General features: G+C 39.8%; 21 protein-coding genes. 7 read left to right on the top strand and 14 right to left on the bottom strand.

Annotated features, from left to right (window positions below):
• Window positions 1–651 precede the first annotated feature (651 nt).
• The 5 genes from rhuM to IR173_RS05245 are packed head-to-tail and all read right to left on the bottom strand — an operon-like array spanning window position 652 to window position 5,397.
• Window positions 652–2,040, bottom strand: a complete 1,389-nt coding sequence (rhuM, locus tag IR173_RS05265; protein WP_087375733.1) for a RhuM family protein — start codon at window positions 2,038–2,040, stop codon at window positions 652–654.
• On the bottom strand, window positions 2,040–3,167 hold the full coding sequence (locus tag IR173_RS05260) for a Fic family protein (protein ID WP_087375739.1): 1,128 nt from the start codon (window positions 3,165–3,167) through the stop codon (window positions 2,040–2,042). Before IR173_RS05260 ends, rhuM begins: the two co-directional genes overlap by 1 nt.
• Window positions 3,168–3,174: 7 nt before the next feature.
• Window positions 3,175–3,579, bottom strand: a complete 405-nt coding sequence (locus IR173_RS05255; RefSeq protein WP_087375732.1) for a TIR domain-containing protein — start codon at window positions 3,577–3,579, stop codon at window positions 3,175–3,177.
• 4 nt (window positions 3,580–3,583) lie between these two features.
• On the bottom strand, window positions 3,584–4,786 hold the full coding sequence (locus tag IR173_RS05250) for a tetratricopeptide repeat-containing protein (protein WP_087375731.1): 1,203 nt from the start codon (window positions 4,784–4,786) through the stop codon (window positions 3,584–3,586).
• A gap of 11 nt (window positions 4,787–4,797) precedes the next feature.
• Window positions 4,798–5,397: a TIR domain-containing protein gene (locus IR173_RS05245; protein ID WP_087375730.1), complete on the bottom strand. Its 600-nt coding sequence runs from the start codon at window positions 5,395–5,397 to the stop codon at window positions 4,798–4,800.
• Window positions 5,398–5,487: 90 nt separating this feature from the next.
• Between IR173_RS05245 and IR173_RS05240 the strand changes: the two genes are divergently transcribed.
• From IR173_RS05240 to IR173_RS05220, 5 genes are all read left to right on the top strand, one after another.
• A complete protein-coding gene (locus tag IR173_RS05240; RefSeq protein WP_087375729.1) occupies window positions 5,488–5,697 on the top strand; it encodes a helix-turn-helix domain-containing protein in 210 nt (69 codons plus the stop codon).
• A gap of 88 nt (window positions 5,698–5,785) precedes the next feature.
• Window positions 5,786–8,491: a type I restriction endonuclease subunit R gene (locus IR173_RS05235; RefSeq protein WP_087375728.1), complete on the top strand. Its 2,706-nt coding sequence runs from the start codon at window positions 5,786–5,788 to the stop codon at window positions 8,489–8,491.
• Between the two features lie 4 nt (window positions 8,492–8,495).
• On the top strand, window positions 8,496–9,914 hold the full coding sequence (locus IR173_RS05230; RefSeq protein WP_087375727.1) for a type I restriction-modification system subunit M: 1,419 nt from the start codon (window positions 8,496–8,498) through the stop codon (window positions 9,912–9,914).
• 3 nt (window positions 9,915–9,917) lie between these two features.
• On the top strand, window positions 9,918–11,048 hold the full coding sequence (locus IR173_RS05225; RefSeq protein ID WP_087375726.1) for a PDDEXK nuclease domain-containing protein: 1,131 nt from the start codon (window positions 9,918–9,920) through the stop codon (window positions 11,046–11,048).
• Between the two features lie 46 nt (window positions 11,049–11,094).
• The gene (locus IR173_RS05220) at window positions 11,095–12,501 is read left to right on the top strand and encodes a restriction endonuclease subunit S (RefSeq protein WP_237038620.1); all 1,407 of its coding nucleotides are present in this window, start codon (window positions 11,095–11,097) and stop codon (window positions 12,499–12,501) included.
• A 30-nt stretch (window positions 12,502–12,531) separates the two neighbouring features.
• Here IR173_RS05220 and IR173_RS05215 read toward each other — a convergent pair whose 3' ends face one another.
• Entirely contained in the window at window positions 12,532–13,335 is an 804-nt protein-coding gene (locus tag IR173_RS05215; protein ID WP_087375798.1) for a tyrosine-type recombinase/integrase, read from the bottom strand.
• A 33-nt stretch (window positions 13,336–13,368) separates the two neighbouring features.
• Here IR173_RS05215 and IR173_RS05210 point away from each other — a divergent pair, with 33 nt between their 5' ends.
• Complete coding sequence (locus IR173_RS05210) at window positions 13,369–13,920, top strand: restriction endonuclease subunit S (RefSeq protein WP_117719734.1); 552 nt, start codon at window positions 13,369–13,371, stop codon at window positions 13,918–13,920.
• Here the strand turns inward: IR173_RS05210 and IR173_RS05205 are convergent.
• The 7 genes from IR173_RS05205 to IR173_RS05175 form a co-directional block, all read right to left on the bottom strand.
• Window positions 13,915–15,078, bottom strand: a complete 1,164-nt coding sequence (locus IR173_RS05205; RefSeq protein WP_407921736.1) for a restriction endonuclease subunit S — start codon at window positions 15,076–15,078, stop codon at window positions 13,915–13,917. The two genes, IR173_RS05210 and IR173_RS05205, sit on opposite strands and share 6 nt — an antisense overlap.
• A gap of 72 nt (window positions 15,079–15,150) precedes the next feature.
• On the bottom strand, window positions 15,151–15,549 hold the full coding sequence (locus IR173_RS05200) for a hypothetical protein (protein WP_087375712.1): 399 nt from the start codon (window positions 15,547–15,549) through the stop codon (window positions 15,151–15,153).
• A gap of 35 nt (window positions 15,550–15,584) precedes the next feature.
• Entirely contained in the window at window positions 15,585–16,526 is a 942-nt protein-coding gene (locus tag IR173_RS05195; RefSeq protein WP_087375711.1) for a relaxase/mobilization nuclease domain-containing protein, read from the bottom strand.
• Complete coding sequence (locus IR173_RS05190; RefSeq protein WP_087375710.1) at window positions 16,516–16,824, bottom strand: MobC family plasmid mobilization relaxosome protein; 309 nt, start codon at window positions 16,822–16,824, stop codon at window positions 16,516–16,518. Before IR173_RS05190 ends, IR173_RS05195 begins: the two co-directional genes overlap by 11 nt.
• Window positions 16,825–17,030: 206 nt before the next feature.
• A complete protein-coding gene (locus IR173_RS05185) occupies window positions 17,031–18,116 on the bottom strand; it encodes a DUF6371 domain-containing protein (RefSeq protein WP_237038619.1) in 1,086 nt (361 codons plus the stop codon).
• Between the two features lie 78 nt (window positions 18,117–18,194).
• Complete coding sequence (locus IR173_RS05180; RefSeq protein WP_087375708.1) at window positions 18,195–19,571, bottom strand: DUF3987 domain-containing protein; 1,377 nt, start codon at window positions 19,569–19,571, stop codon at window positions 18,195–18,197.
• A gap of 11 nt (window positions 19,572–19,582) precedes the next feature.
• The gene (locus IR173_RS05175; protein ID WP_087375707.1) at window positions 19,583–19,948 is read right to left on the bottom strand and encodes a helix-turn-helix domain-containing protein; all 366 of its coding nucleotides are present in this window, start codon (window positions 19,946–19,948) and stop codon (window positions 19,583–19,585) included.
• Window positions 19,949–20,132: 184 nt separating this feature from the next.
• Here IR173_RS05175 and IR173_RS05170 point away from each other — a divergent pair, with 184 nt between their 5' ends.
• Complete coding sequence (locus IR173_RS05170; protein WP_087346563.1) at window positions 20,133–21,065, top strand: restriction endonuclease; 933 nt, start codon at window positions 20,133–20,135, stop codon at window positions 21,063–21,065.
• Window positions 21,066–21,075: 10 nt separating this feature from the next.
• Here the strand turns inward: IR173_RS05170 and IR173_RS05165 are convergent, their stop codons facing one another.
• Window positions 21,076–21,960 carry a mobilization protein gene (locus tag IR173_RS05165; RefSeq protein WP_237038618.1) on the bottom strand — a complete coding sequence of 295 codons (885 nt, stop codon included), beginning with the start codon at window positions 21,958–21,960 and terminating at the stop codon, window positions 21,076–21,078.
• Window positions 21,961–22,050 lie beyond the last annotated feature (90 nt).

Genomic DNA, 22,050 nt, shown 5'->3' with positions numbered 1-22,050 from the left:
TATTTCATAGCTTTGCATATACGTGTTGTACCGCCTCTTTTCAGCCTTTTTGTGGAATGTCCGCTATCAGATACAAGGTGTTGAGTGATAGGGCATTTCCGTAGGTGTGTTACAGAACGCTTGTTGAATACAAAGGTAGTGGTTTTCTTGGGATTTCTGTGGTTTGCGTGGACTTTTTCTTCCAAAGAGGTTGATTTACAGTAGAAAAACGGTTATAGAGCCAGAAAACTTTTGTAGATATACACTCGATTCGCTTGAAAAAGTGTAGAGAAATGGGTTATATTCGTTTGAAAAAGTGTAATGAAGTTGAATTATTCGCTTGAAAAAATGTAATTGCTTCCGTTTGCCCACAATGGAAAATGTTTGTATGTCCCAACAGAAACACTTATATGCTTGTAACAACTATTATATCCTATCGGGTATAATTCTGCTTATTGTATCAATATTATACCCGAAATGGTATAATTAATATATTTGACAGAACTCCATAATGTCGAGCATCTAATATTGGATACATAGTTTGAACACCAACAGATTAAAGTCTCATGAATATCACCGGAAACAATTATTGTCTTAGTTTCGGGAAAAGATAGTGAGAATATGCCGTTATGGTTCATCTTATGTTCCTGTTAATAGTGTTTATAGATAGAATTAATCCTTACCATACCCCTCCTTCTCTTTCCATATCTTGATTTCTTTATCAAAATCCGAAAGAAACTCCTTGTCTTGTATAAAGCGAAATTTATCATATTCAGCGTATGCCTTTTCTTTCGCTTGTTCGGCAGAAATGGTGCCAGCCTCATTGTATTTGTCATACTCATATAGAGTCAGGAAATCATCCAATTGCTTTTTCCAATCTGCCATTGTGGAGATGATTTGCCGTTCGGCACGAAGTTCGGCCAAATCAAGGAATGCGGTTGATAGACGATTGAAAGCTGAGACTTCTTTGTCGGACAAGTAATTCTGGGCGATAATTGTATCCGACTTTTGGACTCTGCCGTCAGGAGCGTTTTTCCACGTGGTAAGTCCCATGTGGGGCTTTTGGGCATCTGCTCTTGAATAGATGATTTCGGTTGCCGTTTGATGGGAAGTAGCCCAATACATCATATCTTGCACCCTCTTGAAGAATTGTAGGGTGGTCTCAGCCTTAGGATCATAATCGGCACTACATTCGGCATAGACATCGGTGATTTTCTGATAATACCGACGTTCTGAAACTCGTATTTCTCGGATACGTTCTAATAGGTCGTCAAAATAATCTTTGCCAAAATGTTTGCCCTGTTTCAAGCGTTCATCATCCAATACAAATCCTTTTATGATCATTTCTTTTAGAACCGATGTAGCCCACATCCGGAATTGGCCCGCTTGATAACTGCCCACACGAAACCCAACAGCAATAACCGCATCCAAATTGTAGAACAATGTATCATCGTTCTTGCCATCAAGTTCAGTTGTTCGAATTTTTCGAATAACTGAACTCTCCTCCAATTCTCCGCTTTTGAATATCTCTTTCAGATGGTTATTGATCGTATTCGTTTCAACACCAAACAAATCGGCCATTCGCTTTTGCGACATCCAAAATGTTTCATTATTGAAGATGACCTCTATACGGCTTTCTCCTTGTTTCGTCTTGTATAGCAATATGTTGGAAGATAGACTGTTGTCTATTAATTCAGGAGTTGATATTTCTTGTTTGAAATATTCTTTTGCTATCTGTACTTGTGGCTTCTTACTATCGGCATTTTCAGCAATCATCAAACAAGCGATTCGTGATAGATGTATATTCTCCACCTTACGAAAGGAGCCGGAATTTAGTTTGACCATCTCAAACGTAGCATTAAAATGCTCGGTAGTGTTACAACCTTTCTTATTGGCTATGGCGATAGCTTTGTTTAGAGTACGATTGAATTTTTGGTATGTGCCATAGCCTAATGCGGTGCACAACTCACGAGAAGTCCAATACTCTAAACCTTTATTATCTTGCTTTTTAATCCGTTCAAAGTCGGGTTGAATAGAGGGTATATTGTTCTCGTCTATCATTATTTCATGTTATTGGAGTTATACACCGCCAATCCTTTAATCGTCAACATGTATTTCTGACGAGGATGACGGGGCTTGTCTGGGTAGAGCATAGAAACAAATCCCTCTTTTATGGCTGGATTGAGAGAGTATTCCATGAAATTTTCACGGTTCTTTAAACCTACGGCTGCCATCATCTCTTTGACTGATAATCTATTGTTTGCAAGTACCTCTATTAAACGGTTGATATTTTCATTATCTATCTGTAATGGATTATCTAAGCTTGTCGGGGTACTTGTCGGGGTACTTGTCGGGGTGGAGATACCCATGTCTTCGGGGGCATTAACCACCATGAAACGATTCCTCAATTCATTGTTTTCTCCTATCAATAGATTTCGGAAGAATCGTTCTAAATACACAGGCTCTCTTTTGATGCCTTTTTGTATGTTTTGATAATTGGCTCTAACCAAAGCATTACGGAAATACCAAGAATGATTGGCAAAAAGGTCGTTCTCGACATTGAATCCCATCGAGCGTAAATACTGGATGGTGAACACTGCTGTTGTTCGGGTATTGCCTTCTCCAAACGGATGAATCTGCCACAACCCGGATACGAATTGGGTAATATGAGTGACAATTTGGTCTATATATAATCCTGTATAATCAAACGCCTTTTCTTGTTCAAGATCATACTCTATGGCTCTGCGAATGTCGGGAGCAGATACATAAAATACCGTATCGCCACGAAGCACCCATTCTTTTTTGGTGATATTGTAATCTCTGATTTGTCCGGCAAACTTGAATACTCCATCAAATATACGCCGATGAATGGCGGTCAATCCGGCTACGGTAAAAGCAAATGAACGCTCATTCAATAGTTTGGTTATATTGGCAGAAACTTTATCCGCTTCTTCTGTTTCGTTATCCTTTTCAGTACGAATGTCTTTTGAATCGTAGTAACTCTTGATAAGTTGTTGTACTTCATCAATGGTTATGTCTCCCTCAATATGCTTGCGAGCAGTTTCAATAAGATAATCCGAGGGCTTCAAGCCATCTACCGCTTGAAGTCCTATTGCCGTTTGCCAAGCATAGCCTCTTTCACGCTTTTGCGGTTCGCCTTGCTGGATGTATTCATCGAAATTGACCATCGTAATATCATTTCGCATGTTTTCGTATAGCAGATACTATGCTTTCTGTATTCCAATGAACAATTTCGTCGGCTCTATCATTTACAATAGCAGAAATTCGCTCTTGTCCTCTTGGGATTACCCCAATAATTGGAACTCCTTTTTCTATAGCTTTGTCAAGCTCCCATTTCATCCAATCACTATATGAAGCATAGATTCCAGCGATACCTAAAACAATATCCGAAGCCGCTATTCTTTCTGAGATTCGCTGTCTTATGTAATATGTATTCATTGAATTTATAGAATCTGTTGGTGGAAATTCTGTAAATTCAACATTAAAGTACCCTCTTGATTCGAGAAGGTTTCTTAACGATTTTAAGTCATTTACATGTGACCAAGAATGACTAATGAAAATTTTATATGTTTTAGCCATGTTTTTATTTCTTTAAAATTGATTTTGTTTTCTCGAAACTATCTATTTGCCATTGTAAGGGTTGCTGGTCGTGAAATAGTCTCTCATACTTTTCAGCTTCAGCATGGTTGCCTAATGCAAGATAGGCATTAGATAAAGAAGCATATTTCCAAAGCAACTCTTCGGCTTCTGGGTCTTCAAGAGATTTCAGAATTATATCAATAATCTCAGCATATGTGAGTTTGGCTTCAACTATAGAATGTGTCTTTAGTTCTTCTGATATCTCATGCAATGATTTTATATACATACAAGTTGCATAGTTTTCACCTGTATAATAATCTTTATATTGATTCCATCCTTTTTTATATGAATCTATGGCTGAGTTAAGATAACTTTTATCGGATGTTATTTCCCATAATCTTTTATTTATTGCTCCTAAAATTCCAAGAGTTTCTGTATCTGTTTGGTTTCCTATTTTCGCCATTATTAGCATAGCATCGGTCAACGCTCTTTGTGTAGATGGTACTTCACTTTTGTAACGGCACAACGCTCGTTGTTGAATATAGTATTTTTCATTTTCTGTTTTAGAACACAATTTCTCCCACAATTGTTCTGCTTTAACAAAATCACCTTTTGCCATATTATCTTTCGCCATCTCAGTCAAAGCATAAATAGAATCTTCATTATTTTTCAATTCTCCAATGATACTGGAGATTTCTTCTTCTGAAATTTCCGGTTTTTTTATTTGATGAATGTAAGAATAAAGTGGGCTATCCGTTTTAGGCTCATTGATGACACTTTGAATTAAAGTTCGAAGCTGCGGAATACATTTCTTTGCTTCTGCTTCTGAAATTTCATTTCCTAAATGTTTGTAACTTATTATTCTATCGTGTCCAATATCAAACGGTATTTTCCCTTCATCTTCTTTAATGATTATTGTAGAATATGGACGTAATGCATGACGTACTCCTAATTCGTATATTGCATTAGGGTTAAAAGTTGATATGTCTGCAATAACAATGTCAGCGTAATATAAGAGTGCATACATACTTCTATCAATTATTCCAGATTCTACAATCTCGTCAGCGCGTATGCATTTGCATCCAGCGGATTCTACGGCAGGACGGATTATTTTTTTATACGTAGCATCTAAATCAATAGTACGGTTAGTATCTGGATCCTTTTTCTTGCCGAATCCCATTACTATAAAACATAAATTCCTTTCCATTATTTATAAATTCATTTAGGTCTAACAATTACTTCACTTGCTATAGGATGATTACGCTTATTGAATGCTTGTTCAATATAAGCGTTAGGATTACATTTGAAGTCATCCCATTTAACTAAGATGCAAAATCGATCATCTTCATCATATGCACATTTTCCGTGATTATTTAAGTAATAATTTTTACTAAATTCTTTAATAGTAGTCGCATCGTTAATAGCTACAGTATTATGACTTTTACCACAGATAGAGCATATATGTTGTCCTTTGTATATTGAATCATACATTGAAGGTAATACAACTCCTAAAATTCCGTTTCGAGTATTACCTTCGCTATTATACAATGACGCTTGTAGCTCTCTCTTTATAAATTTCTGTTCTTTCCACCCCAAAGTCTCTGCACTCTGTGCCCCAATCAAGAAGATTGTAACCGTTGAATCAGACAAATAATCTTCTCTGATTTTTCGCATAATATAGTCTTCGTCTTCAGAATTAATAGGGGTATTTAGCGACTTGTCTATCATGTCAACTTTTTCATTGGCACTCCATTTTTGTATTTCTCGTTTATACCAACTATCTTCTGTTTTAAAAGAAATATAACATTTATGTCCCATATGCTTATGTTTTTGCGTACAAAAATACAAAAAAGACCCGAATTATCGAATATAATTCACTACATTTGCACTATAAAATCATATTAAAGAATGAAACTGAATAGAATAAAGACTGTTTTATCCGAAAAAGGTATTTCTCAAACGTGGTTAGCTAAACAGCTCAACAAGAGTTTTAGTATGGTCAATGCCTATGCCTGTAATAGAATTCAGCCTAATTTGGAAACCTTGCAACAGATTGCGGAGATATTACAAGTTGATTTGAAAGATTTGATAACCGATAAAAAGGAAAGGTTACAATAGTATTTAATTAGGTTGGGAGGATCGGAGACCTTTTGCAGTTTATTGCAGATGTATCTATGAACTTCCGATAATATACAATATTAAGAACATGACTCCTGAAGAAAAAGCAAGAATAAAGATAGACCAGTGGTTTACTGATGCAGGTTGGGAAGTTGTCAATAGGGATGCTTATGAACCTACTTGTACGGCTGTAGCTATAAGAGAAGGTTTATTGAAAGGAAATCTTGAAGCAGATTATTTCCTTTTTATTAATGGGAAAGCAGTGGGCGTGCTTGAGGCTAAACGTGAAGAAACGGATGCTTTTGCTTCAAAAGTATGCGAGCAAGCGGCCTTATACGCAAGAAGTGTTCCGAATATCTATCAGACATACCAAAAGCCATTGCCTTTTATCTTTACCTCGAATGGCAAGGAACTATATTTCTGCGATTTTCGTGAACCGGATTCTTATTTCAAGCCGATAATGGCTATCCCTACGCCACATGAATTGGTTAAGAAACTGGGGATTGAGGATACATTTGCCGGACTTCCAACATTGAAAAAGAAAGGGCTTCGTGATTGTCAATATGAAGCGGTAACAGAACTTGAAAAGAGTTTCCGTGCTGGGCAAAATCGAGCGTTGATGGTTCTTGCCACCGGTGCGGGTAAAACATATACGGCTTGTCTTGCTGCCTACCGAATGCTTTCTTATACACCCATGCGTAGAGTGTTGTTTCTTGTTGACCGAAATAATCTTGGAAAACAAGCCGAGGGAGAATTCGGAACTTTTCGTCTGACAGAGAACGGGGATGCTTTCAATACTATCTTTACGGTCAATCGTCTTCGCTCGTCTTCTATCCCTTCTGATAGCAATGTCGTTATTTCTACAATACAACGTCTATTCTCATTCTTGAAAGGAGAAACTATTGAGGATAACGATAACGATGATGAGAACGAACCAGCAGAGGAGGTAACCTTGCCTCCTAATCCCAACTTACCGCACGATTACTTTGATATGATTATCATAGACGAGTGCCATCGCTCCATTTATGGGAACTGGCGCAAGGTGTTGGAGTATTTCGATACGGCTCGACTTGTCGGTTTGACAGCAACCCCGATTGAAGAGACAAAGAAATTCTTTAACTATAATATCATTGTCAATTATACCTTAGAAAAGAGTATCGTTGATGGTGTGAATGTGGATTGTAGGGTGTATCGAATAAAAACGCAAGTTACGGAAACTGGGGGAGCTATATTAGAGGGTGAGAGAGTAAAGGAAGAAACGAGATATACGGGTGAGGTTAAGACTGTGAGAAACAAGGAAACCAAAACCTACACCAATAAAGAACTTAATCGGAGTGTCATTAATCCGGCACAGATAAAGTTAATCCTTTCAACCTATTGGGATGTGGTTTATACAGAATTGTTTAATGACCCGCAACGTGAGCCGAATATGGACTATTTACCTAAAACCTTGATATTTGCTCTCAATGAAGCTCACGCCACAAATATCGTACAGATAGCTAAAGAGGTGTTCGGACGGACTGACGACCGCTTTGTTCAGAAAATCACTTATTCAGCAGGCGATAGTAACGAACTGATACGCCAATTCCGTAATGACAAGGATTTCCGTATTGCTGTCACCTGTACGTTGGTTGCCACCGGAACAGATGTAAAGCCACTGGAAGTGGTAATGTTCATGCGTGATGTGGAGTCATTGCCTTTGTATATTCAGATGAAAGGGCGTGGAGTGCGTACTATTGGTGATGAGCAACTTCGCAATGTTACCCCGAACGCATTCAGCAAGGATTGTTTTTATTTGGTTGATGCGGTAGGCGTGACAGAACATGCGCAAACAGTGGCACCTATAGACGACGGTCCTACAACAAAGACAATTACGTTGAAGGAGCTGTTAGAACGTATTAGTCATGGCTATATTCCTGATGAATACCTTAAACGGCTTGCGGCAACGCTTGCACGAATATACAATAAAGCGGATGATTCGCAACGGAAAGAGTTTGTCCGTCTGTCTCATGATGACATGAAGGAGCTTTCTGCCAGAATATACGATGCACTGGAGAAAGGCATTCTTCCACAGTTTGTAAGCACTGATGAGCCTAACAATGAACGTAAGGGGCTAGTCGCTCCGCTTGCCAATCATGCGGATGCCCGGAAATACCTTCTGATACTTGCAGCCGGATTCGTCAATACATTGATGCCGGGTGAAGATACGCTTATCTCCAAAGGGTTTTCCATTGAGGAAGCAAAAAATACGACAGAGGCTTTTGAAGATTTTTGTAAAAAATACTATGACGAAATAGAGGCACTGCGCATCATTTACAACAATGAGGGAGAGCCTATAACCTATTCGATGCTAAAGGATTTGGAGAACAGACTCAAAATGGCAAACAATCATTTTACATCCAAACAACTCTGGAACTCTTATGCCATAGTTAATCCTAAAGTAGTAAGGCGTTCCACTACCAAAGAAGAAAGCGATGCATTGACCAATATCATACAACTTGTACGCTTTGCTTTCCACCAAATCGAACGATTGGATAGTGTAGTTACTACCTCTAAACAGTTTTTCAATCTTTGGTTAGGACAAAACCAGCGTGAAATAACAGACAAACAGCGAGAGGTTATCAGTTGTATTGTGGATTATATTGCTTCTAATGGAGCTTGTACGGTCAGGGATATTCGTGAAGATGATGCTACCCATGCAGCCCAAATGATTAGAGCGTTTGGTAATATGCAGAAGGCAGACGAGGCACTTCATTCACTTTACACATTTGTAGTTTTAAGAAAAGCAGCATAAAGAAATGGCAACAAATAATACAACAGAGCAATCGCTCACCAAAAAAGTATGGAATCTGGCAACCACTCTTGCCGGACAAGGCATTGGATTCACTGATTATATTACCCAACTGACCTATCTTTTATTCTTGAAGATGGATGTCGAAAATGTAGAAATGTTTGGAGAAGAGTCGGCTATTCCAACTGGTTATCAGTGGGCAGATTTGATAGCACTTGATGGTCTGGATTTGGTAAAACAATATGAAGAGACCCTTAAATTGCTTAGCGAGCAGGATAATCTGATAGGTACAATTTATACGAAGGCACAAAACAAGATAGACAAACCTGTTTATCTAAAAAAAGTTATCACCATGATTGATGAGGAGCAATGGCTCATTATGGACGGTGATGTGAAAGGTGCTATCTACGAAAGTATTCTTGAAAAGAATGGGCAAGACAAGAAAAGCGGTGCAGGACAGTATTTTACTCCTCGTCCACTTATTCAGGCAATGGTAGATTGTATCAATCCGCAAATGGGTGAAACGGTTTGTGACCCGGCTTGTGGAACGGGTGGATTCTTGCTTACAGCTTACGATTATATGAAAGGTCAGTCAGCAAGTAAAGAAAAACGTGATTTCTTGCGTGACAAAGCTTTGCATGGTGTGGATAATACGCCTTTAGTGGTGACGCTCGCTTCCATGAATCTTTATTTGCATGGTATCGGTACAGACCGTAGTCCGATTGTTTGTGAGGATTCTTTGGAAAAAGAACCGTCAACTCTTGTTGATGTGATACTTGCCAATCCTCCTTTTGGAACTCGTCCGGCTGGTTCTGTGGACATCAACCGCCCGGATTTCTATGTAGAAACCAAGAATAACCAGTTAAACTTTCTCCAGCACATGATGCTTATGCTCAAAACCGGAGGACGTGCTGCTGTGGTGCTTCCCGACAATGTCCTTTTTGAGGCAGGGGCAGGTGAAACTATTCGCAAACGCTTATTGCAAGATTTCAATCTACATACTATCTTGCGCTTGCCTACAGGTATTTTCTATGCGCAAGGCGTAAAAGCCAACGTGTTGTTTTTCAGCAAAGGACACCCAACCAAAGAAATATGGTTTTACGATTACCGTACAGACATAAAGCATACGCTTGCCACCAACAAACTGGAACGGCATCATTTGGATGATTTTGTTTCTTGCTACAATAATCGAGTAGAGACCTACGATGCCGAGAATAATCCGCAAGGTCGTTGGCGTAAATACCCTGTAGATGAAATTATTGCCAGAGACAAAACAAGTCTTGACATTACTTGGATAAAACAAGGTGGTGAGGTGGACGACCGTTCATTGGCAGAACTGATGGCAGACATCAAGGATAAGAGCCAGACCATCAGTAGAGCGGTGACTGAACTTGAAAAACTGCTTGCAAATATTGAAGAAAATTGAGCTATGCGAAAAGATATTAGCACAAATGATAAAGATATAAACGATCTGTTCTTAAAGGTTGTTGACCTTGTCACGCAGGCAAGGGAACGTGTGGCAACAGCCGTCAATATTGCTGAGGTCTATACTAAGTTCCATATTGGACAATATATAGTAGAATATGAGCAAAAGGGAGAGACAAGAGCCGAATACGGAAAGGCTGTACTGAAAGAACTCTCTAAACGTCTGACTGATAGGCTGGGAGATGGATGGTCGTATTCAACGCTTAAGAATATACGGCAGTTTTATATTGTCTTTTCTAAAGGGCTAACCAGTGGTTGTCCAAAGTCGAGCCAAAAGGCTAACCAGTGGTTAGCCGATTATCCGAAGGCAGAGGAACATCTTTCTGAAACGACATTCGCTCTCTCATGGTCTCATTATCTTATACTGATGAGGGTGGAAAATCCGGATGCCCGCAGCTTCTATGAAATAGAATGTACCCAACAACAATGGTCTAAAAGGCAACTCAGCCGTCAAGTAGGAAGCTGTCTTTATGAGAGATTGGCTTTGAGTCGTAACAAAGATGAAGTAATGCGGTTGGCGAAAGAAGGACAAACTATTGGGAAACCATCGGACATCATCAAGAATCCCATCACATTAGAGTTTCTTGGTCTAAAACCCGATGCAGTTTACTCAGAGTCTAAATTGGAGAATGCCATTATCAACAAGATGCAGCAATTCCTATTAGAACTTGGCAAAGGGTTCCTCTTTGAAGCAAGGCAGAAAAGGTTCACATTTGATGAGCAACATTTCTTTGTTGACTTGGTGTTTTACAATCGTTTGTTACAATGCTATGTGCTTATAGATTTGAAAATAGACAAACTTACTCACCAAGACCTTGGACAGATGCAGATGTATGTCAACTATTACGACCGCTATGTCAAACAAGACTTTGAAAAGCCGACAATTGGCATTCTGTTGTGCCGGGAGAAGAACGATGCACTTGTGGAACTCACCTTGCCTAAAGATACTAACATCTATGCTTCTGCTTATCAACTCTATCTCCCCAACAAGGCTTTATTGCAAGCCAAGGTGAAGGAATGGATTGAAGAGTTTGAAGAAAATGAGGAATTAAAGAAACTGGAAGAAAATGAATAGTAATTGTGCAGTTTTTGGCTGCACAATTACAAACAGATATACAACAATGGATACAAAAGCGTTACGTCAAAAGATACTCGACCTTGCGATACATGGAAAACTTGTACCGCAAGACCCTAACGATGAACCTGCATCAGTTCTGCTCGAACGAATCAAGGCTGAAAAAGAACGACTGATAAAAGAAGGAAAAATCAAGCGGAGCAAGAAGTCTGCAAAGACTTCTGATACGCCCCATTATGAGAACGTACCGTTTGAGGTACCAAGTTCGTGGGTGTGGACAACTTTGGGAGAAATTAGTAATTATGGCGAATGTAATAATGTTTCCGTTGATAGCATAACCGATGACGACTGGGTTTTAGAACTTGAAGATTTAGAAAAGGATACAGCAAAAATCATTCAAACACTTTCTAGATCAAAAAGAAGTATTAAAGGAGTACGGCACAGATTCAACAAAGGAGATATCCTATACTCTAAATTACGCACATATCTGAATAAGGTCTTGGTCGCACCACAATCAGGATATTGTACAACTGAAATAATGCCATTCAATTCATACTGTAATGTTTCTTCATATTATCTTAATCATGTACTGCGTTCGGCATATTTTCTTGACTATACGCAACAATGTGGATATGGTGTTAAGATGCCACGCTTGAGTACAACAGATGCTTGTAATGGCATGATTCCATTGCCACCTCTTGCTGAGCAAAAGCGTATTGTGAAAGAAATTGAACACTGGTTCTCTTTGATTGACGTTATAGAAAGTGGAAAGGAAGATTTGCAGGCAACCATCAAGCAAGCCAAGAGTAAGATTCTTGACCTTGCCATTCACGGCAAACTCGTACCACAAGACCCAAACGATGAACCTGCCTCAGAACTGCTCAAACGCATCAACTCGAAGGCAGAAATCACTTGTGATAACAGGCATTATCCCGCAGGATGGCAACAAACAATTTTAGGGGAACTTTTTAATCATAATACAGGTAAAGCCCTTAATTCAGTCAACAGGGACGGTGTAATGAAAGATTATTTGACTACTTCAAATGTGTATTGGAATAAGTTTGATTTTACAGTGATAAAGCAAATGTCTTTCAAAGAGAGTGAATTAGATAAATGCACTGTAACAAAGGGGGATTTACTTGTGTGTGAAGGCGGCGATATTGGACGCTCTGCAATTTGGAACTATGATTACGATATTTGCATTCAAAATCACATTCATAGACTTCGTCCAAAGATTGATTTATGTGTACCATTTTACTACTATACATTGGCGTATTTAAAAGAGAACAATTTGATAGGAGGGAAAGGTATAGGATTACTTGGACTATCTTCTAATGCTTTGCATAAAATTGAAATACCACTACCTCCTCTTGCCGAGCAACAACGCATTGTTCAAAAGATAAAAAAACTATTCTCTGTTCTTGATAATATTCAAAAAGCCTTAGAAGTGTAAATCAATACACTTCTAAGGGCTAATGCGGCTTTACCAGTTTACGACCTTATCCACAATCTTCTGCTGTTCGCTAGCAGTTCTACGAAGATAGATTCGAGTGGTTTCTATACTCTCATGCCCCATAAGGTCGGCTAGTAGAGCAAGGTCATTAAAGCGGTCGAGGAAGTTTTTAGCAAAACGATGACGGAATGAATGAGGATAAACTACTTCCTTGTTCATTCCGTATTTTTCGGCAAAATGCTTGAGTTGGGAAGCAATTCCACGAGTAGTAATGCGCTGCCCGAAACGGTTCAGGAAGATATAGCCAGATGTCAGGCCTTGATTCTTCAACCATTTATCGGCTTCTGTTCGTAGGTTCTTTGGGATGTATAGCCGTCGAATCTTTCCACCTTTACTATACAGGTCGAGATAACCCACCTTGATATGTTCCGCTTTAATGTGGAGCAATTCACTAACACGTGCGCCTGTAGCAGCCATAAACCACACGATAAAATACCATTCATCGTAACCATCGGCTTTAAGTTGGGCTTTGAGAAATTTGTAATCGGCATCGCTGATTACATTTTCCAAAAAGTTCTTTTGCTGTACTTTTACGAACTTCACTTTTAGTTTCTCCTGTTTTATAAACTCTAGGAACTTGTTGATTCCTTGTAAGCGCAGGTTCACTGTCTGCGGTTTGAAGTTCTCCACCAAATACCCCTTGTATGCCAAAAGATTTTTCTTGTTCACTTCTCCATAATGATTGAGGAAATACTGCACCGTCCACACATAAGAGGAGACTGTGTTTTTGGCCAAATTACTCTTTGCCAATTGATTTTTGAATTTTGTTACCATACTACATTGAATTAGAATGAATATGGTAATAATATAAAGGTACGTATCGGGCATTATACGAACTTACCGAAAGGATGGGCTATATGCAAGTTATCTGATTTGTGTAGAATTGAGAATGGCTTTGCTTTCAGCAGCAATGATTATAAGTCACAAGGAATACCATTAGTTCGTATATCGAATATCACTCATAATACTATAGATATAACTGACTGTGTTTATGTTGAGGGCATTACGGACAATAAATTTAAGATTTCGAAAGGAGATTTGCTGATTGCCATGTCTGGAGCAACAACAGGAAAAATGGGAGTATATTTGTTTGATGAAATAGCATACCTAAATCAACGTGTAGGAAATATCAAAATCTTAAACAAGTCCTCATTGTTTCCCGATTATCGAAATATTTATATGCAATCGAAAGTTGATGAAATACTAAAAATTGCATATGGAGGAGCACAGCCTAATATCAGTGCTTCTGTTATTGGTAATTTTGATTTTCCCTTACCACCATATAAAGAACAGATACGAATTGTAGAGACTGTTCAAAGAATTTTTGACCAATTAGATACTATCACGGAGAGCCTATAAACTCTCCGTGATCAAATCCAGTTGTTTAAACGCAATATTTATTGCCATTACAATCCTTTGTTGTTCCTTGTAAGATGGAATAGGAACTTCTATTGCTTTGAATAATTTCTTATTCAAGTGGGGAATGGCAGAACCAACCTTGCTTTCTCGCAAGACTTTCCTATGCAAGTTGATAATTTGTAGTACATATTCTTCGTTCATATTTTCGTTGATAAGTAACTGTTTGAAAGTACTACCTTGATAACCGTCAATCGGAGTCCTAAATACCTCACCAGAGTTCTCGCCATCTACTAAAATCAAAAGTGAATTTGCAGTAACATACTTTCCAGAAGTCAAAGTCTTGGCATCACGCTCACCTCGCAAATATTTGACATCAAGATTTGTTCGTTCTATGCCATTTTGCTTATCACCATCAACCAAAGAGCATAGTACTTGCATCGGTGCAACAGTCCATCCTTCGGGCAACTGCGTATAATGCCCGTTATCACAAGGTGTAAAGCCGGGATTTATACGTTTCAAGAGTTCAATGGCTGGTTCATCATTCGGATCTTGCGATACGAGTTTTCCATGAATGGCAAGGTCAAGAATTTTGTTTTTGGTTTGCTTGATAATGTTTTGCAAATCATTTTTCCCATTCTCGATAATATCAATTAACGAGAACCATCTTTCTATTTCAGCTACAATACGCTGTTGCTCTAGAAATGGAGGTAAAGGGATATAGGTCTTTACTATTATTTCTTTTGAAATGTTCGGTTGGGCTCCGCCACCACCTTTTGCGATGAATGCTGTTCTTTGAGACAAAAGGAAATAAAACAAAAACATTGGGTCGATAGCATCGTATTCAATACAAGCACAACATGCTTGGTTTGTTGTTGCCGGGAATGTAAGAATACCCAGTTTGCCAATCGTCGCTCCATACATTGCAATTAAAACACTTCCTACAGGATTTAATTTTGCAGAAGAATTCACGACTGCTTCTTCTGTAATAAATTCAGGAATATGAGTAATATATCCATCGTTTAAGTCTCCAGTTTTAAGCCAAGGTATATTCCCACCATAATATGATTTATTTGAACGGCTAGGTGTTCCGCCTGATTGCCAAGTACCGATAACTCCCAAAGTTGTCCACATCCATCCCTCCGGCACTTCAAACGGCACGTTCTCATAATGGGGCGTATCGGAAAGAGAAAAGGAGAGGAAAAATCCCCTCCTTAACTTAAAGACCATGTATCAGATATTTAAATCTTTCAGTGCTAGTGCATAATTGGGACAAAAACCGTCCATTATACACTTTAAACCAAGTGTCTGATAGTACTTGTGGTCATCATCTTCGGTACATAGGTATTTGTAACCATAGCGTGGCATGTACTCCTTGAAGAACCGAGCCAAGTCTTTCAGGCTTTCTTCTTGGTTCTTTTTGAAATTACTGCGCACAATGATGATAGACCAGTCGGGAAAGTTGCCTCTTCCACAGCTATACTCCCAGAAGCGGATATAGCAGTCTAAATCACGTTCACGAATGTCCACACAAAAGCCGTTGGCATGGGACATCACGCTACAGCTTTCTCTGTAGCCAAATTTCTCACACAAGTAGAGATTGAAATCAAGAATTAAATCTTTTTGTACCATAAATAATTGGGTTTTAAAAATTAATAAATAGAGAATTATAAATGAAAGCCTCGCTTACGCTTAGCCTTTTTCTTTTTCATTAGGCGATTGAACTCTGCTTCTTCTGCGGCAGTGGCATCGTAGGATGAGCTACCGTTTAGCAAACCGAGACTGATGCCAAAGCTATCATCGGAATGGGAAACGCTTTGCTGTACCTCTTCTTTTTGTTGTTTGGATTCCTGTTTGGCAGACTCCAACAAAGATGCACAAGCATTCTCTTCCAGTCGGTTGTCGATATTCAAGTAGCTGAACTCTCGACCTACTTTTGAGCCGGAGAAAGAAAAGCCGTTATGTTCAAACTTGACACCTTGTATTTCCCGTGTAGTCCGGCTGACTTTGAATTTCATATCAATCTCCCGGTCGGCAAGCGCATCTTTCAAATTATCCCAACTATGAGCTGTGGGCAGTTCTTCTTTCAATGCCTTGTATATCTCGTGCTTTGCCTTATCGTATGGGCGCAAGCGTTCCTCTTTGATATGGTCTTTACCATTGGCAAAGTGCAAGCGATATTTGGCGGTCAACATTTTGCAAACTTTCTCATTCCTGCGAAAATCATTCTTGTCGCTAATCGTCTTGCCATCATTGTCCACTCGGTTGAAAACGATATGGCAATGCGGATGCTCACGGTCGATATGCCGGGCAATGATGTATTGCGTATTTTCGATGCCCATCAGTTTCATATAGTCGTGGGCGATTTGCAACATCAACGCATCATCAGACTTCAAGCATTCGCCATCTTCAGGAGAGAAGTTGAGCGAGGTGTGTCCGACAATATTCTTTACCTTGTCGTTGAGCAACGCCTGTAATTCAAATTGCTCCGCCATCTGTTCGGGTGAGCCATTCACTCCGACAGCTTCCAGCAATTTGGATTTCTCCTCTTTGAGGACATAGCGGACACAGCCACTGAACGATGTCCCTTTGGTCTGCTTACCTATCATCTTTCAGTTGCTTTATGAGTTGGTTAATACGCTGCGCCATCTCCTCGCATCTTTCGGCAACAGCAAAGAATCCGTAGGTGTTTGCCTGCTTCGCCAATTGGTTAAGATTGGTGCTTTCACCTATCAACTGACGGATGATGTGGATATGCTCTTTCGTGATTCGTTCACGTACTGTTCCGCTCTCAATGAGCGAACGGATGACTGCGCTTTGGGTCTGCTTGCTCCGTCTGCAAAGCGCACCGAGCCATGCGAATTGGTCGTATGACAGACGGAGAGTTATCGTATATTTCTTTTCCATTTGGAATTGCTTTTAGTGAATAATTTGTGACCATCGGGAGCTGCCTCCTCAGACTTTTTGAGGAGCAAGTGGTCGGGAAATGTAATACACCGACATTAACTTGCTACAGTAAAAAAGTCTCGATTCCTCTTCCGGTATTCAAAGTCTGAATCCTCGTTTCTTAGGCTGTGAAACTTTCGGCAGCGGAGGGTCTTTTTGTNCGGTATTCAAAGTCTGAATCCTCGTTTCTTAGGCTGTGAAACTTTCGGCAGCGGAGGGTCTTTTTGTATGCTGATGAGCTTCAGATCGAATATATCTATCAGTGTTTTCAAGACTGGATTTCTCTTTATCATCTGTTGCAGGATAGCTTCGTCGGGCTTCACTTTGAGCAGATAATCGGCTATGTCGTACCCCTCTTTTCGCTCGTTTTCGGTGGCATTGGTTTCCATATAATCGAACATTCGTACCTCAATCCCGTAGCTTTTCATCAGACCGATTTTGCTCTGCCAATAGTCGGTCGCCCCCAAATCGGGGAATAACACAACGCTTCTTCCTACCAGAACGGATAGGCTGTTGGCATTGAAGCAACCGTTCTTTCCACCTGATGCTATCCATAGAAACTGCGGCAGATAGTAGGAAGCAATGAGTGCCGTTTTCTCGCTTTCGACCAGTGCGACAGGACGGCTTTTGTCTTCAGGAAGCAGATGCTCACCGAAGAAGCATTGCTTCAAATTGTAATCACCTTTGTGTAATACGGAGTGCACCCACGTAACATGATTGTATGGTTCTTTTATCCGCTTACCTGTTTCGGAATTGTAAAGCATTATCTTACCTGTACGGATTTTATTCTGATTGTCCGTTTGCCAGAATACGGTTGCACCGTCCCAATACTTGGAAGTACCAACCTTGTATCTTTTCATGAGTTCCAATGTCTCCGTCTCTCCGAACTGAGCCGATAGAAATTGAAACAACTTGTTTGCAGAATAGCCACGCAATGATTGGTTGACTATATCCAAATCAATGTAGGAAGTAGCTATTGGTTGTGCTTCCTTAATAGGGGCATAGTTCCTGAAACTATTCTCCTTCTCCGCAAACTTTTCTTTCTCAGACGGGTTCTGCTCAAAGTAATCACGAGGCGTGAAGTGATAACCGCATTTCTGCTCATGGTCACAACGCCCCACGTACTCAGGGAACTGGATTTGCTTCTCCGTATCAATGTACTTGGAAAAACATCTTTGGTGGTGGCAGTTCGGGCAAGTGTGTCGAGTGCTGACACCTTTGTAGGGTTCTAATATGAATCTATGTGTACTCATTGTATGTTTCTTTTTGGGTGTGTCACTTTTGTCGTTATTGTCGTTTTCGCTGGAAAAGTGTCAAAACCGACAAAAATGTCACGGGTTAATCTTTGAATATTCTCCATGCTTCTCTTTGCGGAACAATGTCCCGATGTTGTCATTGAGAAAGCGTTGAAATGTGCGCTCCTTCATTCCATTTTGCTCGGCTATCTGTATAGCTTGGGCAGTTGTAAAGGATGGAGGAAGTAGATTGACTATCGCCTGTTGTTGGCTGTTGAGCATGTTCTCATTGAGTATATTTTGAACGCTCAATGCGGATTCCTTGAAATACTCCGTCAGTTTAATGGCTCGTTCTACCGTCAACAGGTCGATATATGTTTTACCACACTCTCCGCAGGTCCATCGCGCTAATTGGATAATCAGGCAGAAACGGATGATGTATATCTCCAGCTTGCAATAGATACTCACAATGGTGTCATTTGTCTCTTGGTCGCACAATTCTGAGAAGTGGTGCTGCCATTCGTAAAGCCGTCTCTTGGCATCCTCCGTGAAAAGAAGAATCTGCGGTTCTATCTCTCCAAACTCATTGAGGGCATACTCTTGTTGTATCAGTTTGTCAATAATGGCATTCCATTCTTGTTCGATGTTCTCCGGTAGTTCCTTGTCATTCCAACGAGCCTTCTGTTGCAGATTGGGCATCACAAACAGAATGCGGTCGATGAATCCGTTACTGGAACGTTCACCTTTAGCCAACTCACTGAGAATCTTCTTTTGAATAGTACCAATAACTGAGATATACGGTCGCTTGATGAAGATGGAACTCTTGGCATTTTTGCGGTCGGATATAGTGGTCTTGGCACTGAACACCGACAGCCAGAACTGTTCTTCCGAACCGTTGTTATAACGGTTGAAGTTCTTGAACCAAGCGGATAACTCGTCAGCCCACAAGCATAAACCACGTTTGTTTTGCGCATGGATAAGGCTCAAACCTTCAGGCGTTACATCCGAAATTAAGAAGCGTTTACGAACTGGCTCCTGAGGAAATTGTTCTTCACCGCTTTCCGCTCGTTCTTTGCGGCTCATACTCATCAGTTCATCATACTTGGCAAGAGCCTTTTCAAAGACTTGATTCTGCTGATAGTCGTAATCAAGAAACGGTTTCATCGCAAAGCTGAGCGGATGACTTTTGTTTGCTCCCGGTCTTCCTATCAATGCCATATACAGGATAGGGCTTTCTATCCAGCCTTGCTTGATTTGGGCAAGATGCGTGTTACCGATGCCAACTGCAATCGCTGCAAAAATTGCAGAGGCAATGTAGTCAGTCGGGTAGTTATGGCATTCGTGAACCTCACTGATGATGCGTTGGATTTTTGTCGGGAATATGCTGACAGGAAAATCAGTGCCAGCCAATCGCATACTTAAATCAACCGCTTCGTCAATGATGGATGCCGGATTAATAGAGGATGTATCCATAGTTCTACTCATTAAAACTTCATGGATGATTTGGACTTATGACGGACACCGCCTTGCATATTTGCCAGCATCTCCTCGTAAGTCTGTTCTGCACTCTTTCTACGCCCGTTCTCAATCCAAGAAAGAAGTTCGTCTTCATAGAAATAGAGTTTCTTACCTTTCTTATAGGCAGGAAGCAGTCCTTTGCGTACCAATGTATAAATGGTAGGCTTGGCTTTTCGGATGATACGGCAAGCATCCTCTATTTCTACCAACACATGTTTGTCAGATGGCTGTGGCTGGAGTTCCGCTACCATCTTTTTCAACTCGATGACCTGTTCGGTCAGATAACCTACCGCTTCGGGCAGCTTATCAAATGTTACTGTTTCTTTTTGCATACGCCAATCGTTTTTAATTGTTCGACGGCAAAGGAAACAGGTGTTTCAATGGTGGAATCATTCACCAAAATATAACTGATGAATAACTTTTTGATGGTAATAAGTGATGATTACGAGTAATTTAAGTACCTTTGTGTCATGAAATACCAGTGGTTATTGAAGCTATAAAACAAATTTGTCGTTTATGATACCGCAATTTGAAGAAATACGGATACAGGCATTGAAAGAATTAAGTGCCGGGATAGTTATGAGAGCTAAAGATTTACGCATTCCTTTGGCTAAGCATTTTGGATTGACCGATGAGGAAATGAATGCTTGGTATCCTTCTGGTAATGGCGAAATATTCTTAGACCGTATTTCGTGGGCTTTATCGTATCTTTTTATTGCAGGTCTTGTAGAAAAGCCCCAAAGAGGTGATTATAAAATCAGCGAAAAGGGACTGTCTATGCTTTCTTCATGCACGGAGAAACAAATAAATGAGTTCATCAAAGTAACAGTGAATGCGAAAACTCCGAAGAAAAGTTCTAAAAATAAGGATGCTAACAACACTTCTTCCCATTTGGGAAATGATGATGAACGTACACCGGAAGAAGAATTAGCTGATTCTTATGATAGGATAAAGCAGAATGTGCAATCTCAAATTCTGACAACTATATTAAGTAAAAAGCCACAAGAATTTGAACGGTTAGTTGTGAAATTACTTCAAGCAATGGGGTATGGTGGCGAGGTCAAAAACTCAGGTGTTGTAACGAAACTATCTAATGATGGTGGTATAGATGGTATCATTAAAGAAGATATTTTAGGATTTAATCATATATCCATACAGGCAAAGCGATATGCTTTAGATAATAATGTTCAGCGTCATGAGGTTCAGAGCTTTGTAGGAGCTGTTGCAGGAACACCATCCAAGAAAGGTGTATTCATCACCACCTCTGATTATTCTAAAGGTGCGATGGAATATGTGGAAAGCCTTAACGGTTCACCAACTATTATCCTGATAAATGGTCAGCAATTAACAGAATATATTTATGACTATGGCTTGGGATTGCAAACAGAGAAAGTCCTTAAAGTCATGAAAATGGATATGGACTACTGGGATGCAATGGACAATGCCTAATGGTATTGCGTTATGCAATTTTTCTATCTAATTTAATCTTGCATTCTGATTCTGTATGCGACATTTTACGTTCAATAGTAGATATTTCCGAATCACGGAGGGTATGGGTAAATACCCTCTTTATAAAAGTGGCGGTCTGTAAGCGTGGCTTACTGAATGCCTTGCCGATATTCCATCCAAAGTGCATGATGTCAATGGTCTTTAACTGAGAATCGACCTTTATTGGTTCAACTTTAGGCAGAGTATCTAACAAGTAATATTCTGCCACATATCCACACAAGCGATTAAGTGCCGTTTCATCAAGATAGGAAACCAAAGTTTGTTTTGTGTATGCGATAACCTTATTGAGTTTTTCTTGTGAGGCACGTTCTTTCTCTGCCATAGCGTTTGCACGAAGAGTCTCGTATTCTGATGGCTGGTCGGATTCTTCGATAGATGTGTTGTTGGTAGAAGGCGTGGTTTCCTCCTTTGGAAGTTCTGCCACATCTTCGTTGGGTTCGTAATATGATAGAGTAGAAACTTCTTCTGTTATGTCAGATATAGTTTCGATTTCAATTTCGGGTTCAGGTTCAGAAATGATAGGTTTTGAATTTATAGAACTTCCGGCAAGTTCCGAGTTTGCTGCTGGAGCTTCTACGACTACAGCCTTGTTGCGATAGCATTCAAATCTCATAAAGCACTTCTCTATTGTAGGTGAAAGGAGTTGTCTGAATACCATTTGCAGATTGAGATAGATAGCTCCCATGATAATGGAGCTTACCACTAAAATGAGGTAGCTGCTGAACTCATCCCAACCATAGTGTAGCACGGTCTGGCGGGCTAAAACACCAATGATTGCGATTGTACCAAAAACAATCAGATGCAATGTTATATGTTCTATCTTTTTCTGCTCCATAGTGGTATGTATTAATCGTTTGTGTGCAAATATATAGGATTAATTTTTGAAAAAATCCATAGTTTTGCCTGTTAATGGGCTTTTGACGAT

The sequence above is a fragment of the Phocaeicola faecalis genome, from assembly GCF_021730445.1.
Taxonomy (GTDB): Bacteria; Bacteroidota; Bacteroidia; order Bacteroidales; family Bacteroidaceae; genus Phocaeicola; species Phocaeicola faecalis.
Note: the sequence above shows the minus strand (reverse complement) of the source record. Positions and strands in the feature narration are given on the sequence as shown.

Coding starts and splice junctions, on each gene's coding strand:
- IR173_RS05235 (WP_087375728.1), top strand. CDS start 5,786: ATGACTCCTGAAGAAAAAGCAAGAATAAAGATAGACCAGTGGTTTACT.
- IR173_RS05195 (WP_087375711.1), bottom strand. CDS start 16,526: ATGATAGGTAAGCAGACCAAAGGGACATCGTTCAGTGGCTGTGTCCGC.
- IR173_RS05165 (WP_237038618.1), bottom strand. CDS start 21,960: ATGGAGCAGAAAAAGATAGAACATATAACATTGCATCTGATTGTTTTT.
- IR173_RS05190 (WP_087375710.1), bottom strand. CDS start 16,824: ATGGAAAAGAAATATACGATAACTCTCCGTCTGTCATACGACCAATTC.
- IR173_RS05170 (WP_087346563.1), top strand. CDS start 20,133: ATGATACCGCAATTTGAAGAAATACGGATACAGGCATTGAAAGAATTA.
- IR173_RS05240 (WP_087375729.1), top strand. CDS start 5,488: ATGAAACTGAATAGAATAAAGACTGTTTTATCCGAAAAAGGTATTTCT.
- IR173_RS05180 (WP_087375708.1), bottom strand. CDS start 19,571: ATGGATACATCCTCTATTAATCCGGCATCCATCATTGACGAAGCGGTT.
- IR173_RS05175 (WP_087375707.1), bottom strand. CDS start 19,948: ATGCAAAAAGAAACAGTAACATTTGATAAGCTGCCCGAAGCGGTAGGT.
- IR173_RS05245 (WP_087375730.1), bottom strand. CDS start 5,397: ATGGGACATAAATGTTATATTTCTTTTAAAACAGAAGATAGTTGGTAT.
- IR173_RS05250 (WP_087375731.1), bottom strand. CDS start 4,786: ATGGAAAGGAATTTATGTTTTATAGTAATGGGATTCGGCAAGAAAAAG.
- IR173_RS05255 (WP_087375732.1), bottom strand. CDS start 3,579: ATGGCTAAAACATATAAAATTTTCATTAGTCATTCTTGGTCACATGTA.
- IR173_RS05185 (WP_237038619.1), bottom strand. CDS start 18,116: ATGAGTACACATAGATTCATATTAGAACCCTACAAAGGTGTCAGCACT.
- IR173_RS05260 (WP_087375739.1), bottom strand. CDS start 3,167: ATGGTCAATTTCGATGAATACATCCAGCAAGGCGAACCGCAAAAGCGT.
- IR173_RS05215 (WP_087375798.1), bottom strand. CDS start 13,335: ATGGTAACAAAATTCAAAAATCAATTGGCAAAGAGTAATTTGGCCAAA.
- IR173_RS05200 (WP_087375712.1), bottom strand. CDS start 15,549: ATGGTACAAAAAGATTTAATTCTTGATTTCAATCTCTACTTGTGTGAG.
- IR173_RS05220 (WP_237038620.1), top strand. CDS start 11,095: ATGGATACAAAAGCGTTACGTCAAAAGATACTCGACCTTGCGATACAT.
- rhuM (WP_087375733.1), bottom strand. CDS start 2,040: ATGATAGACGAGAACAATATACCCTCTATTCAACCCGACTTTGAACGG.
- IR173_RS05230 (WP_087375727.1), top strand. CDS start 8,496: ATGGCAACAAATAATACAACAGAGCAATCGCTCACCAAAAAAGTATGG.
- IR173_RS05225 (WP_087375726.1), top strand. CDS start 9,918: ATGCGAAAAGATATTAGCACAAATGATAAAGATATAAACGATCTGTTC.